Source organism: Humibacter antri, from assembly GCF_054777235.1.
Genome location: NZ_BAAHAW010000019.1, coordinates 395,268 through 409,500 on the forward strand (window position 1 = coordinate 395,268; position 14,233 = coordinate 409,500).

A 14,233-nucleotide genomic window follows, 5' to 3' on the forward strand; every position below is an offset into this window, starting at 1 on the left:
GGCCCGCTCAGCCTTCCGTCTGCTCCAGTGCATGCCCGGCCCGCTCCTCGCTTCCCTCGGCGAGGCCACGCGCGATGGCGCCCCTCGACGACAGCCACAGCACGATGCCGACGAGCAACACGATGGCCTCGGTCACGGTGAGCGCCCAGATGATGCCGGTGAGACCGAACCAGAGGTTCGCCACGATCACGATCGGGATGAACAGCACTCCCTGCGCCATCGACAGCACGATCGCGACTGTACCGCGACCCGTCGCCTGCATCAGCGAGGTGATCAGGCCGGTGAACCCGTTGCCGATCATCGCCACGAGCTGGGCGGTGAGAATGGCGACCCCGATCCCGAGCAGCGATTCATCCGACGAGAAGATCGAGAAGACCTGGTCACGCAAGACGAACACCACGACGAAGAAGAATGCAGCGACGGCGCCGACCGCAACGGATGCCGTGCGGAACGCCGACGAGAGCCGCCGACCGTCGCCTTTGCCGAACGAGTACGCCAGCAGAGGCAGCACGCCGATGGTGATGCCCATGATGAGGAACTCGGGTACCTGTGCGATGCGCACTGCGACGCCCATCGCCGCGAGTGGGCCGTCTCCATACTGCACGGCGAGGTTGTTCAGCACGAGGCTCGTGACGATGAGGAATGCGGACTGCACCAGTTCGCCCATCCCCACGCTGAAGACCGGGCTCAGCACCGATGTGCGCAGTGTGAACCAGCGCGGCGCCAGGCTGACATGCTCGCTGTGTCGCTGCAACCACGTCATGTAGTAAGCGACACTGACCAGGTTCGACAGCCCGAGCGCGAGGGCCGCGCCCGCGACTCCCCAGTGCAGCACCAGGATGAACAGCACGTCGAATACCAGGTTCGCGATGGTGGATGCGATGAGTCCGGTCATCGACTGCCTCGCGGCGCCCTCGGCACGCACGAGCTGCTCGAGGCAGAACGCCGCGGCGAACACGGGAACGAAGCAGAGGAAGACCGCGACGTATGCGCTTGTGGCCGGCGCGGCGGCGGCATCCGCTCCGAGCAGCGAGACCAGCGGATGCAGGAGCAGCAGCCCGATCGTGCCGAGCACGACGCCGACGATCACCGACCCCCAGAGCGCGAACGACGAGACGTGCTTGATCTCGCCCGCGCGCCCGGCGTTGTTCTCGGATGCCCCGAGCAGTCGGGAGATCAGCGCGCCGCCACCCACGCCGAAGACGCCGCCGACGGCCATGACCAGGCCTAGCAGTGGGGTTCCGAAGGTGATGGCGGCGAGGAGCACGGAGTCGTGCAGAGATCCGATGAATCCCGCATTGATGACGTTGTAGACGGCGCCGACGACCATTCCGGCGGCCATCGGCACGCAGAGATGCAGGAGCGCGCGCACGATCGGGGCGGACGCGAGGTACCAGCGGTTCGACCCGACGGCTGTGGCCGGGCCGGGCGCCGCAGCGTCGCGCTTCGCTCCACCGCCGACGGATCGGGTGCTGTCCGTCGTGTTCGTGCCGGCGTCGGCGGTCGCGGTGTCGCCAGTAGCGGTGTGGTCGGCAGCGGTGTCGTCGGTCGCCGCGACATCGTTCGTGTTCGTGGTACTCATGGCGTGCTCCTTTCGGGCAGGACTGAATGGCGCCGACACGCGTCGGCGCAGAACGGTGGCGCGGCGTGCTATTGCCTACGCCGCAGACGGTGTGCGGTCAGGGATGCGTGGGTGCCGGCAGTGCCGCCGTGACCTTTCGGAGCATGGCGATCAGCTGCTCGCGTTCGGCCGCGCTCAGCGGTGCGAGGATCGCATCGTCGGCCGCGGCCATAGCGTCGTCGAATCCGGCGACGAGCTCGACGCCCGCGGGAGTCGCATAAACGCGCTTGCTGCGCACGTCGCCGCCTTCCGTGCGGCGCTCGACGAGCTTTCGCCGCTCCAGACCCTGCAACAGGCTGGAGACGCTGGCCGCGCTGGTTCGCGTCATCGTGGCAATGTCGCGCTGGATCGATCCCGGGTTGTCCACCAGATAGCCCAACACGAAGCCCTGCTCGAAGCTGATCTCGCGCTCGCGGATCCACTCGTCTGCAGCCTTGCGCTGTGCCCAGCCGATCCAGCGCAGAAGCTGGAGACCGTTGGTGGCATCGATCGCCGCGTCGTCCATAGTCAAGACACTAACAGTTAGGTTCCTAACTGTCAATCATCTAACTATCTGCGCCTCGGGTGTCCTCGTGCACTACTGGCGGGTCGTCAGACCCGATGCGGGTCTCCCGGCTGAAGATTCCCAGGGTTCGATGACGGAACCAGCAGACCAAGACGCCATTCCCGGTGTGTTCGTAGACTGACCGTATGAGTGGTTTGGTCTCGTTGTCTCGCCCGGTGGCGTTGTATGCGCGGATCTCGTCGGATCAGTCCGGTGAAGGGCTGGGAGTTGCGCGGCAGTTGGAGGACTGTCGCCGGCTTGCGGCTGAGCGGGGCTGGGAGGTGTATGCGGAGTATGTCGATAACGACATTTCGGCGTTCAAGGACAAGCCCCGGCCGGGGTTCGAGCGGATGCTGACCGACATCCGGGCGGGCCTGATCGGTGCGGTGGTGGCGTATCACCAGGACCGGTTGACCAGACGGCCGATCGAGTTCGAACAGTTCGCGGAGGTGTGCCAGGAGCACGGCGTGGACCAGCTGGTGACGGTCACCAATGATATCGGGTTCGGGAACGATAACGGGATGCTGATCGCCCGGTTGACGGCGGCGGTGGCGGCGAATGAGTCGGCACGGAAGTCGGCTCGTATTCGTCGGAAGGTGCAGCAGAACGTCGAGCAGGGGTTGCCAAATGGTGGCGCGCAGCGCCCGTTCGGGTACGAGGCCGACAAGCTCACGGTCCGCGAGTCGGAGGCAGAGGTGGTTCGGGCGGTGGCTGCTCGGTTTGTGCGGGGCGAGTCGTTGCGGGCGCTGGTGTTGTGGATGAATGAACAGCAGATACCGACCACGGGCCGGGCGGACGCGTGGCGCACGGGTGCGTTGCGGCAGATTCTCGTGTCGGGCCGGATCGCGGGTTTGCGGGAGCACCACGGTCAGGTCGCGGGGAAGGCGGCATGGGCGGCGATCATCACCCCGGAGTTGCGGGAACAGATCCTGCAGACGGTGGCGTCACGGCAGCGGGCGGGACGGCGGGCACCGCGCCGGTATCTGCTGTCCGGGATGCTGCGGTGCGGGAAATGCGGCGGTGTCCTGTACTCGGCCGCTCGGAAGACCCGTCAGGGTCGGGTGGAGCGTCGGTACGTGTGCGTGTCGGGTCCGGATCATCGTGGCTGCGGCAGCATCACGGTCACCGCGCTACCGGTGGAGGCGTGGCTGACCGAGGCATGCCTGTACCGGTTGGACACCCCGCAGGCCGTCGCCGTGCTGACCGGTCGCCACCAGGCGGATGCGAATCGTGCCGAGCTGGCGGAGAAGTTGCAGAGGGCCGAGGCCCGGCTGGCGGAGTTGGCGCAGATGTTCGCCAGCGAGGAGATCACCAGAGCCGAGTACCTGGCCGCACGCCCGGTAGCGGAGAAACGCGCCCAGGATGCTGCCCGCCGGTTGAACGACATGGCCGGGCAGGACAGCCTGGAGGCTCTGATCGGCCAAGGAGCCGCCCTTACGGCGCAATGGGAGGCCCTCACCCTCGACCGGCAGCATGCGATCATCCGCGCCGTCCTCACCAGCGCATCCATCGGCCCCGGTAGACCTGGCCGCAACGGGTTCAGCCCGGAACGCATCACCCCCGATTGGGCGTTCTGACCACGATTCACGCGGCCGGCGGCAGCACCGTCGACTCCGAACGGCCGGTGTCCGCGCCAGCGTCGCGTGTTGTTGTGGTGGCGCCGAAGAGTGCGGCGAGTCGGGTTTGGAAGACCTCGACCGGGACATGCTCGGGCACACCCTGCGCGGCGGTGGTTCGACGCACCCAGTCGATGACCTCGGCCCGGTAGCCCCCGGCAGTCATGATGATGCTTCCGGAGTGTCGGTGAGCTGTCGGGCGGCCCAGAGCTGTTCACGGTGCGCCAACGCCGCCGAGACGGCGAGGTACCGTTGCCCCGCGCTGCGGTGCCCGGACCCGTCATAGTCCCACTCGACACCTGACGCCTCGCCGTCGGCATCGCTTCCGTCGGGCGCAAGTTGTGCACGCCAGGCGGTGCGGATCGCTTTCTGTTCCCGCATGGTCGTGGAGTAGGCCCGAGACTTGGTGGTGGTGTGGCCGCGCCAGCCCAGGGACGGGAGCCGGTCTGCCATGTCCGCGTATTGGTCGGGTAGCTGCTCGCTCAACCGGATGAGGACGCGCATGATCTGCTTGTGATGCTCGCTGACCGGCAGGCCGTCGATGGCGGTGGCGGGGATGCGGCGGGGCAGGGGCGCGTCGGTGATGTTCTTCGTCACGTACTTCGCCAGGTACCCGGCGGCGCGTGAGGCAGTGTCGCCTCCGGTGATGGGTTGCACGTCGCACTCGGCCCCGAACCGGAGCTGCATGAGCACGCCGTCCGGGCAAGGAACCTCCATCCGCACCCGAGCCGCAGCCGTACGGACGAGACCGGCAAGCTGCTCGCCGCTCACCGAGCCGGTCGCGTTATCGGTGGTGTCGGTGCGGATGATGGCGTGGTAGTGCGGGGCGAGACGGGCCTGCATCTCCATGACTTTCACGAACGAGACCCGCGCCCCCGGGCAGCTGGCACGTACCTGACGCCGAAGCTGGATCGTGAACCGGTGCCACAACTGCGGGAACCACCACGTGGTCAGCACGTGCGCCGTGTAGTCGTAGCAGTCGATGCACAGTGGCGTCCCCAGAACCGGATCACCAGCCCGGTGGATGTCCGGGCATCGGCTTACCACTCCGTGTGTACAGCGGGCAGCACGCTTGCCGGGGTGGCAGCGCCGGGGTACTCCGTTCTCATCCGTCCGGAGCGCATGCACGGCTCCGAAGGAGGGCGCGGTGAGGGTGGCGAACACGGCGGCGGCCCCGTCCAGATGCTCGGCGTTGAGACCGGTGGCGACGAGATGCCAGGTATCGGCGGCATACAGATCCGAGCACGACGGGCACACCGCCGCTCGCCGGTTCTCACACCGCGCGAACACGGTCGTGGTCCCGTCATGCCCCGTGCGGGTCAGGCGGATGGGATGGGCGCAGAACCCGGCCGAGCGTGTCCTGGCCCACCACGTCTCGTAACCGAGCGAGCCTGCCGCATCCACGAGCGTGCGCAACGTCTCCGCATCCAGTCCGCGTGCCGGGTCGTTCGCCATCGTCATCCTCCTTCCCGTCTCCTTGTGACGGCCGCCTAGTCGGCGTTCGGTTCCGGCTGGGGCGCGCCACCGTCGCTGTGCTCGTGCGGCGTGTAGTCGGCGGTGATGTCGGAGATGTCGCTGTCGGTGACGTGGAACGCACGGACCCGAATCGGCCGGGTGGTACCGTCCTCGATCACGAACCCGGTGCCGGGCTGAGAGTCCGGGATCTGCTCGCACACGGCACCGGCCGCACGCGCGCCTTGTCCGAGGGCCATGTCGACTTGGGTGGCTTCAGCCATCCGCAACCCGATGCGGGTGGGGAACAGTTGCCGGAACGTGATCACATCCTTCGACGGGTCCTGCACCGCCGCCAGCACGACGACCCCGACGGCGCGGCCTTGGGAGAGGATCAACGACAGCAACTGGGTCGCCTCTGCCGCTTGCTTCCGATCCGTCTGGTACGCCGTCAACGACGCCAGCTCGTCGATGACGACGACGATCAGCGGTTCCGCCACGGTGGGGGTGTGCTGGCGGGCGACACCGCGGAGCCGGTCAGCACGGTCAGTGAGATCGCTCGCGGCGTCTCGCAGCAGTTCCAGGGCTTGCTCTCCGGTGTTGTGCGCGAATCGGTGGAAGAGGGGTGCGGCGGCGCCGAACTCCATGCCGCCTTTCGGATCGATCACCCACAACTGGCACAGCCCGTCACGGACAGCAGGGGCGATACCGGTCAGCAGGGACCACATCACCGACCCTTTGCCCGCACCGGTGACCCCAGCCACCAGCACATGCCGATCCGCCAATCGCACCGTCCACGGCTGTCCGTCCTCCGTCATCCCGGCCAGGACTCGGGCCAGGTCCACACGCTCGGACGCCGCAGGGAGCCGGAGGGGCTCGGCAAGACTGTCCCGCGTCCGCACAGTCAGGACCACGACCCCAGGTGCGGGGCTCGTCGCCGTCACAGAAGCCACCCGCCAGGCGTGCGCCCATGCCTCGCATCGTGCCGCCCAGTCGGTGAGGGTCTGGCCGGGAATCAGCAGCACCGTCAGCACATCCGTGGCCCGGGTGATGCGGATCTTCTTCAGTTTCGGGACCAGGGGCGTGCCGTCCAGCACCGGTGCCAGACCGTTCAGCGCGCACAGTGCACTCCAGGTCTTCCGGTACCGCCAGCGACGCCATCGGGCACGAATGCGGGCGGTGACCGCGGCACGCCACGACGGAGGATGCATCAGCCGCCACGACACCAGGACAACGATGAACAGCACAGCGACGCTGGCCGCATCGATCCATCCGCGCTTCCACCAGGTCAGCGTGACCAAGCCAGCCGGGAGGGAGAGCGTGGGGAACAGCACCGCCCACCATACGAGGCCGACAACGAGGCGGATGAGCCTCCAAAGGAGAACGGCAACCGCGCCTATTACCTCGGAGGCCAGATCCGTGTTGTTCGCTGACTCGGCCGACGGCGAAGTAGAAGTTGTTCGGGGCATGATCAAGCTCCTTAGCTTGCGGAGCGGGGCAGACGACGACCGGACGACGGACGCCGTTGCCCCGCTCACCGGATCGGTTTAGTCGGTCGTCTTGCCGGTCCGGGCGGCCTCGGCACGGATCGCCTTCGCACGGAACGCGACACCGGAGCGGTCGCCCTGGGACCACGGGATCGCCACCAGACCCTCGATCACCACCGGCGCGCCGACGGTGATGCTCGACGGTTCCCCTGCCACAGTGACCGCCAGCACCTCACCACCGGAGGAATCCAGCGCCGCCACCTGCACCTGAAACAGCGGCAGCCCGGACTCCTTATCCAGCCGGACCGCGCCGGTCTCTCGATCCGTGCGCTGCTCTGCCGGACGCGTCGCCAGGAAGATCACGCCCGCCGTGTTGATGTTCAACCTCATGAGCCGGTTGCTCCTTGCCTTGTCGTGGTGTGGCCGCCGGGTGGCGGGCACGTGATCCACTTCACAAGGGGGCATAGGGTGCGGGTAAGTGGCAGCCTGTAGCACGCGACCGCTACACGCCGCCACACTCGTGTTCCCGGTAAATCGCTGAACAGGCCCAGAAGCGGTCGTTCACCACGGCTGCGGCGGTCAGAATGAGGGGCGATGACCAGCACCTCGAAGCGCACGGCCTCAGGGCCGCGGAATGAGGCGCTGTGTCGTGCGCGTGCGTCGCGGGGGTGGAGTCAGGAGCAGGCGGCGCGAGAGTTCCTGCGAGCTGCGCGGCAGGCTGGAATCCCCGCGGCACCGAACGCGGATTCTCTGCGGATTTCGTTCTCCAGATGGGAGCGAAGCGAGCAAGTCCCGGACGAGACGAATCGACGGGTACTGCGCCTGATCTATCAAGCGTCCGATACTGAGCTTGGGTTTCCGGCTGCTCCAATTGTTCTGCTGCCGCCAGAACAGGCCCAGGAACTCTTGGCCCAGCTCCGCATGGCCACTCGCGTGGATGCGCTCCTGATTGACCAGCTGGAACAGCAGACCGACCAGCTTCGAAAACGGGACCGCACGTTCGGCGGCAAGCTCACGATGGAGCACCTGGCGGCGCACATCACCGAGTTGCAGAACCTTACCGCCTACTCGCTCACCCCGTCGCTACGAGAACGACTCGCAGCCGTCTTGGCCGACGCTGCCACACTCGCCGGCTGGCAAGCGGTCGACGTTGGAAGGCCGATGGCCGCGTGGGCTCAGTTCCTCACCGCTGAGAACGCGGCGCGCCTCGCGAACTCTCCCCTCTTGCTCGCGCACGCCCTGGGAGAGCACGCCTACGCCGTGATGGAAGCCGGAGATCCCGCCGCCGCACGTTACCTCATCGCGCAAGCGCTCCACACTCCTGCACTACCGCCCCTACTCCAGGCGTGGCTGCACGCTGCCGACGGCGAATTCGCCTCCGTCATGGCCAACCGCGATCAGACACTCGCATCGTTCGAGAAGGCCGCCAGCCTCCTACCCGCAGACTTCGGCGACGAGACGATGCCATTCATCACGCTCAACAGCGACCACTTGGAACGATGGCGAGGCAACGCCCTTGCACGTCTCGGCGATCCCGAGGCCGTCGCTGTCATCACTGCGGCGTTAGAGCGCATCAACACCGACGAGTTCGTGCGGGCCACCGCGACGATGCACACCGATCTCGCATTCGCCTACGCGGCACAAGGAGAACGCGAACAAGCCCTGCAACACGTTCGGCATGCCGAAGACCTCGCCCTGCAACTCGGCTCCGAACGTCTCCGTGCCAGACTCGCTCAGGTCAGAACCCGGTTACCTCCGGGTTAGAACCCTCAGCAGACCCACCAAAGAGCCCGCGCCGAGGATGAGGCCCTGATCGATCAGAGCCGGAATCTCGGCCAGCGGAACCCACTCAACAATCGCAGCCTCTTCGGCATCCGATGGCTCAGCAACATGGTCGGCGCCGTTGAAGAAGAACACCTCATGCGGGGTATCCACCATTCCCGGCATCGGCTGAAACGCCGCCAACCGGACACCACCGATCGGTGCCCATCCCGTCTCTTCAAGCGCCTCGCGCCGCGCACAATCAAGTGAGTCCTCTTCAGCCGCGACAATCCCACCCGGGAGTTCCCAACCCCACTCCTGCACCGGGAAGCGATGTCTCCACAGCATCAGCACACGGTCCTCATCATCGACAACCGCAGCCAACGCGACCCTCTGAAGGCGCACCACATGATGCTCGAACCGGTGCCCATCCGGCGGGGTGACATCGACCTTCACCAGCCGAACCCACGAACTGTCATACAGCGCCCGCTCACCATGCACAACCGTGGTCAACTCGGCCGGCTGACCCATCGACTCCGCATCAAACCCCTGCACCGGCACCACGAGGACCAGCCTAGCCACGACATCTGCCCCCGCACGGCCGAACCCGGCCACTCTCGGGTACGCGACCACACTGCCGCGATTCGCCGACGGCGCATCTTGCCACCGACCGAAGACGAACAGCAGCAGACCAGCCAGGCCAATCAACGTCGAGGAGACGACGGAGAAAGAAGAAGAAGAGAACAATCCGATCCACCCCACGCACTGCCAGGCGGGCGGCGCGCACCGCTCCGCTCAGCGCACCACCCGCCACACAGCAAGAAGCAGCAGAGCAAGCCGAGCAACCTCGAAGCGAGGGCGCTGTCACCCGCCGTGTTCAAATTTCCCTTACTTCATCAAGGGCTCGTCGCTCATGAGACGGGGGCATTCGTTTGACGTCGGGCGGCGGCTGCCCGGGTTCAACTGAAGGATGGCGGCGCGGCCGAGCTACCGACAAGCGCTCCGCGGGACGAATTCAGACAAACGTCTGGACATGCTCTCCCCTCCGCTGATAGCTTCCGAGCAGCACCCGAACGAATCGAGTGCCTGGAAGGATTGAGGGGGATCATGAGGAGAAGGAACGCTGTCATCGGGGGCGTCTTGGCGACCGCGGCACTCACGGGAGCCGGGCTGGTCGCTGCGCTGCCGGCGTATGCGTCGTGGGGATGCAACTCAGGGCAGCTCTGCGTGTATGTCGATTCGTATGGGAACAGCGCAGAGACCGGCTTCTACTACGACAACGACGACTGGGGCAGCTTCGACAACGTCGCAAGCTCGCTCTGGAACGACGGGACCAGTGAGAACGTAAGCGTTTACGTTCAGGACAATGCCACTGGTTCCAACTTCACGGTCTATCGCGGCGTGTCCAACAGGCACACAGATCTGTACTGGGACTCCACGGGTGGCGTGTCAGCGGGGTACTGGAACGACAACCTGATGAGCAACCACTGGCACGCGTAGGCATGCCCGGATCAACGCCGACGATGGGCGTGCAGTCTGATTCTGAACGAGCCAGAACGAAGAGGTCTACCAAGGATGTCTTGATCGCTTCGGCGCTCATCGTAGGCGTTGCATCAGCGTTGTGTGGCTGTGCTAGCGATAAGAAAGCGGTTTCGACGGGCGTGGACTATTCGGGCCGAGTAGTCGTAGCGGGCCAGGCCAAGCTCGATCCCAGCACCGACAGCGGCCGCCTTCCACTTGATAGTTACGCCCTCTCCGATTCTCAAAGCCGGACTATCGATTACGCCATCGACCTGAGCATTCATTCATGCATGACGGCTCGCGGGCAGCAATTCAGTCTCGTCGATCGTCGACAGGGTCACGACACGAGTGGTTACCGACTGTTCGGAGTGTGGCTAAGCGACGAGGCTGCAAAGTATGGATATGCACTCCCGCCCCAAGATCCGGTGGACCAGGCAGAGGTCAAGTTGAACGCCCAGGCGCAAACGCCCGCCACTCAGAAGGCCTATTCAGCGTGTCTGGATGAAGCGAATAAGAAGTTTCCGCGGAAGGACCCTTCATCGAGCCTCGCTTCTCAGGGCTCGGCGGAGGCGTACTCATTGACCGTTTCACATGACAAAACCGGTGTTTCTATAGTCCATCAGTGGCGGAACTGCATGCAAAAGAACGGAGTTGTCGTCCCATCTTCAGATGTTCTCACCGTCGGTGCAGCATCCATGCCAAAGGAGCAACAAGTGAAGGTCGCAGTTCAAGATGTCGAGTGTAAGACGCAGATCAACGCGGTACAGCGGCTCTCGGACATCGACGCAAGCTACCAGACCGTATTCATCGCGAAGAAGCAGGCCGCGCTGAACGACGAAAAGGCGGCGATAGTGAGCGTCGTAGCGAAGGCCCAGGCATACATTGACTCCACGCACTAAAGCGAAGGGCGCGGATCACGAGGGTGAGGTTCGGCTGCGTCGCTGGCCACATCCGGTGTTCAGCGTCATAGCGCTCGTACTCGTGTTCGCTGTCGGGGCCGGTGGAGTTGTCTTGGGCTATGTCATGCGATCTAACACGGCGGCCGCTATCGCCGCAGCGAGCAAGCCGGTTTCCGTGTACAAGGCGGCCGAAGAGCGCGAACTTCAACTGACGCCCGTCACAGGCACGATTGCGCCTGTCTCGGTCTTCGATTACTCACCACCGCCCGGGGCATTCACCGGGCAACCGGTCGTCACACAAGTTGGGGTGGCCGCCGGCCAGGCAATCACCGCGGGCAGCTTGCTGGTTGCCCTCGATGATCGTCCCATCTTCGCGCTGTCCTTAGCGATAACTCCATGGCGTGACTTCGCGCTCGGGCAGTCAGGGAGTGATGTCAAATCGCTCAACGACGAGCTGGACGCGCTGGGACTGCGTAGCAGCGGCGCTTCCGATAGTTATGATTCGGCAACGGCCCGTGCGATCCGTGAGCTTTTCAGCCGAGCCCATTTCGAGGCACTAGGAACACCTGCTGGAACCTCGCTGCCGCTGGCGAACGTGGCGCTGCTTCCTACCGGATCCTTTGTCGTCACCACCCAGACCCCACTGGGAAGTTCAGCAGCTACTGGTAAGCCCGTGATCGAAGGCTCTCAGGCCGCGAACCAGGTCGTCAGCAAAATCGACATTCTCCACAAGCAGCACGTCTCCGTCGGCACCGTCGTAAGCATTCAAGTCTCGGGCGGCGGCAGCAAACCGGCAACAGGACAAGTCGAATCGATCGGCGCGTTCACGGCAGGCGACTCGTCGAAGTCCGGTGCCGCAGCCCAGTCCGGCTATCCAGTCGTGATTTCATTCGCACCCGGTTCAGCTGGCAGCGCAGCCGCGGGGGGAGATCAAGTCAGTATCGGCTTCCCCAACTCGATAGATCGGCGGCTCGCTATTCCGACGATCGCAATCGAACAAAGCGGCGCACAACCGTGGGTCTTAGTCAAGCGCGGACTAAAGGACGTACGAGCGGAGGTGACTCCCGTTTGGCAGCAAAACGGCTGGACCGGAATCCAGACGCAAAGCGCTCTCAAGCCCGGTGACCGCGTACTCGTCAGCGGACGATGAACCACCGGTCGGCTCGTACACCGAGGGTGTTGTCTCGTAACGACGAGGATCAAACCTCAGCGGCCGGAGAACAACCATTGCTGTCCCTCCGAAATGTGAGCAGACGATACGCACACGAGACGGAATGGGCCATTCGTGACGCATCCCTTGACGTGTACTCAGGGGACTTCATCGCTATCACCGGACCGTCAGGTGCCGGGAAGTCAACGCTCATCAACATTCTCGCCCTCCTCGATTCGCCCGAAGCTGGCGAATATCAGGTCGGTGGGCAAAGGACCAGCACGCTGCGCAAACGCGACGTGGAACGAATCCGGGCCCGCTTGTTCGGATTCGTCTTCCAGCAGTCCAACGCGATTGACTCCCTGGCCGTCGACAAAAACGTTGAGATCCCTTTAGCTTCCAGCCGGGTTCCTCTTGCCGATCGGGCACAAAGAGTGGCAACAGCAGCACGCCTAGCCCATATTGAACACAAGGTCACGGCCAAAGTATCGCTACTATCCGGCGGTGAACGTCAGAGAATGGCGATCGCGAGAGCGATCGTGAACAACGGCAGCGTACTGTTCCTCGATGAACCAACCGGAAACCTGGATTCCGCTAACACCCAATCCGTCCTCGAACTAATCACAAGCTTGAACCGTGCTGGCACGACGATCATCCTGGTCACTCACGACCTCGAATTGGCCAAGTTCGCCACGAGGCAGGTTAGGGTCTTCGACGGTCGGCTAACGGAGCTAGTCGCGGTCAGTCAATCAGAATCAGCACCGGCGCCAGCGGATGCACTCGAGTTCCTCCAAACGCTGCGGGTGAAGTCGCGTCCGCGTCCGAGAGCGTTCGCCGGTTGGCTCAGAGCCCGTTCGGACGCGGTAAGTGAAGCCCTGTTTACTCTGTATGCGCACCCTCTGCGCACCGTAGCGGTGTTGCTTTCAGTCGCGCTAGGCGTGGCAGGATTGGTAGCCGGAAGCAGCCTCGGACTGACAGCTCAGGCGCAGATTGACCAGTTGATCTCAGCCTCGTCATCAGACAGCGTCACGGTTTCTCTGGCAGGTTCCTCGCAGGCCCCGGCAAAGCAAGGCTTTGGCGCAGATCCGGTCGCCCGAATCAGCGCACTCGATGGTGTAAGCGCAGTGGGCTACCAAGATCAGGTAGCTCCATCGGATGCTTCGATCTCTCGATTCGGCAGCATCCCGACGGATGTTCAGCCAATTCCTCTTGTCGGGGTAAGTTCGGGCACCTTCTCAGCACTGCATGTCCCCGTTCGATCGAGCGTGTCGCACCTCCTAGACATCAAGGTCGTAAACCTGAACACGGCGTTAGTAGGGGCGGAAGCCGCCCGCTCACTCGGTATCGTGAATGGGAAACAGCAGAGCATATGGATCGGCGGATCGGAATTCGACGTCCTCGGGATCTTGCCCACTGCGTCCCAGAACTCATCGATGGCCGCTTCGGTGGTGATCTCACATGACGCTTTGATGGGGCTCGGTCTTCCCACCAGGAGCCAACTCGCCGTGCGCACCGTTCCCGGCCACTCATTCGTTGTCGCACAAGCAATTCCCTACGCCCTAGACCCGGCCAACCCTGGGCACTTTGTGACGGACGGAGCCGCCAACTTGCTCACCCTCCGGCGCGGAGTCTCCACATCATTGGACGGCCTACTCCTAGCACTGGCCTGCGTCTTTCTCGGCATCTCCATACTGACCACTTCAGCAACGATGACCAACTCTGTGCTACAGCGGCGGGGCGAGATCGGCTTGCGCATGGCTACGGGAGCAAGCCGATTCGACATTGCGGGCCTGTTCGTTGTCGAGGGAGGGATCGGGGGCCTCATCGGAGGAATCGTCGGCTCCGCTATCGGAGTGGTCGCCGTCATAGTCATATCCCTTATCCAGCACTGGGACCCGTACTTCGACGTCGCGAGCCTGCTGATCGGCATAGTCTCGGGTGCCCTCGCTGGCATCGTTGCTTCGATCGCACCAAGCGTGCGCGCGAGCCGCATTCAACCCTCTCAAGCCCTTAGAAGTTGACTCCGCGCTTGACCCGATCCGGCCGGATCTGATTGGCATGTGTCGTACTCCTTATAGCTGGGGATGACGGTCGTGTGTTCACGCACGTGTGCACCATCGGCCGCAGTCCCTCAAAACGAATAGATGTACCGCCCAGGGATTGACGGCCCACGGATCGGAGA

General features: G+C 64.3%; 13 protein-coding genes. 6 read left to right on the top strand and 7 right to left on the bottom strand.

Annotation, left to right across the window (positions count from 1 at the left end):
• Nucleotides 1-7 precede the first annotated feature (7 nt).
• Complete coding sequence (locus ACYVDK_RS08060; protein WP_460520462.1) at nucleotides 8-1,582, bottom strand: MATE family efflux transporter; 1,575 nt, start codon at nucleotides 1,580-1,582, stop codon at nucleotides 8-10.
• A gap of 97 nt (nucleotides 1,583-1,679) precedes the next feature.
• Nucleotides 1,680-2,126: a MarR family winged helix-turn-helix transcriptional regulator gene (locus ACYVDK_RS08065; RefSeq protein WP_460520464.1), complete on the bottom strand. Its 447-nt coding sequence runs from the start codon at nucleotides 2,124-2,126 to the stop codon at nucleotides 1,680-1,682.
• 185 nt (nucleotides 2,127-2,311) lie between these two features.
• Between ACYVDK_RS08065 and ACYVDK_RS08070 the strand changes: the two genes are divergently transcribed.
• Nucleotides 2,312-3,742 (top strand): recombinase family protein, encoded by a 1,431-nt coding sequence (locus tag ACYVDK_RS08070; protein ID WP_460520466.1) that lies wholly within the window; start codon nucleotides 2,312-2,314, stop codon nucleotides 3,740-3,742.
• Between the two features lie 7 nt (nucleotides 3,743-3,749).
• On the opposite strand, the gene ACYVDK_RS08075 is transcribed toward ACYVDK_RS08070, so the two are convergent.
• The 4 genes from ACYVDK_RS08075 to ACYVDK_RS08090 form a co-directional block, all read right to left on the bottom strand.
• On the bottom strand, nucleotides 3,750-3,947 hold the full coding sequence (locus ACYVDK_RS08075; protein WP_460520468.1) for a hypothetical protein: 198 nt from the start codon (nucleotides 3,945-3,947) through the stop codon (nucleotides 3,750-3,752).
• Nucleotides 3,944-5,236: a replication initiator gene (locus ACYVDK_RS08080; protein ID WP_460520470.1), complete on the bottom strand. Its 1,293-nt coding sequence runs from the start codon at nucleotides 5,234-5,236 to the stop codon at nucleotides 3,944-3,946. Before ACYVDK_RS08080 ends, ACYVDK_RS08075 begins: the two co-directional genes overlap by 4 nt.
• A gap of 35 nt (nucleotides 5,237-5,271) precedes the next feature.
• The gene (locus tag ACYVDK_RS08085) at nucleotides 5,272-6,702 is read right to left on the bottom strand and encodes an FtsK/SpoIIIE domain-containing protein (protein WP_460520472.1); all 1,431 of its coding nucleotides are present in this window, start codon (nucleotides 6,700-6,702) and stop codon (nucleotides 5,272-5,274) included.
• Between the two features lie 78 nt (nucleotides 6,703-6,780).
• Nucleotides 6,781-7,110 (bottom strand): hypothetical protein, encoded by a 330-nt coding sequence (locus tag ACYVDK_RS08090; protein WP_460520474.1) that lies wholly within the window; start codon nucleotides 7,108-7,110, stop codon nucleotides 6,781-6,783.
• A gap of 531 nt (nucleotides 7,111-7,641) precedes the next feature.
• Between ACYVDK_RS08090 and ACYVDK_RS08095 the strand changes: the two genes are divergently transcribed.
• Complete coding sequence (locus tag ACYVDK_RS08095; RefSeq protein WP_460520476.1) at nucleotides 7,642-8,484, top strand: hypothetical protein; 843 nt, start codon at nucleotides 7,642-7,644, stop codon at nucleotides 8,482-8,484.
• Here ACYVDK_RS08095 and ACYVDK_RS08100 read toward each other — a convergent pair.
• Nucleotides 8,470-9,243 (bottom strand): NUDIX hydrolase, encoded by a 774-nt coding sequence (locus tag ACYVDK_RS08100; RefSeq protein ID WP_460520478.1) that lies wholly within the window; start codon nucleotides 9,241-9,243, stop codon nucleotides 8,470-8,472. The two genes, ACYVDK_RS08095 and ACYVDK_RS08100, sit on opposite strands and share 15 nt — an antisense overlap.
• A 345-nt stretch (nucleotides 9,244-9,588) precedes the next feature.
• On the opposite strand from ACYVDK_RS08100, the gene ACYVDK_RS08105 reads away from it, so the two are divergent.
• The 4 genes from ACYVDK_RS08105 (at nucleotide 9,589) to ACYVDK_RS08120 (ending at nucleotide 14,072) form a co-directional block, all read left to right on the top strand.
• Nucleotides 9,589-9,981 (top strand): peptidase inhibitor family I36 protein, encoded by a 393-nt coding sequence (locus ACYVDK_RS08105; RefSeq protein WP_460520479.1) that lies wholly within the window; start codon nucleotides 9,589-9,591, stop codon nucleotides 9,979-9,981.
• 80 nt (nucleotides 9,982-10,061) lie between these two features.
• Nucleotides 10,062-10,901 carry a hypothetical protein gene (locus ACYVDK_RS08110; protein WP_460520481.1) on the top strand — a complete coding sequence of 280 codons (840 nt, stop codon included), beginning with the start codon at nucleotides 10,062-10,064 and terminating at the stop codon, nucleotides 10,899-10,901.
• A 112-nt stretch (nucleotides 10,902-11,013) separates the two neighbouring features.
• On the top strand, nucleotides 11,014-12,051 hold the full coding sequence (locus ACYVDK_RS08115) for an efflux RND transporter periplasmic adaptor subunit (RefSeq protein WP_460520483.1): 1,038 nt from the start codon (nucleotides 11,014-11,016) through the stop codon (nucleotides 12,049-12,051).
• Nucleotides 12,048-14,072 carry an ABC transporter ATP-binding protein/permease gene (locus ACYVDK_RS08120; protein ID WP_460520485.1) on the top strand — a complete coding sequence of 675 codons (2,025 nt, stop codon included), beginning with the start codon at nucleotides 12,048-12,050 and terminating at the stop codon, nucleotides 14,070-14,072. The genes ACYVDK_RS08115 and ACYVDK_RS08120 overlap by 4 nt, the downstream gene beginning before the upstream one ends.
• Nucleotides 14,073-14,233: the final 161 nt, after the last annotated feature.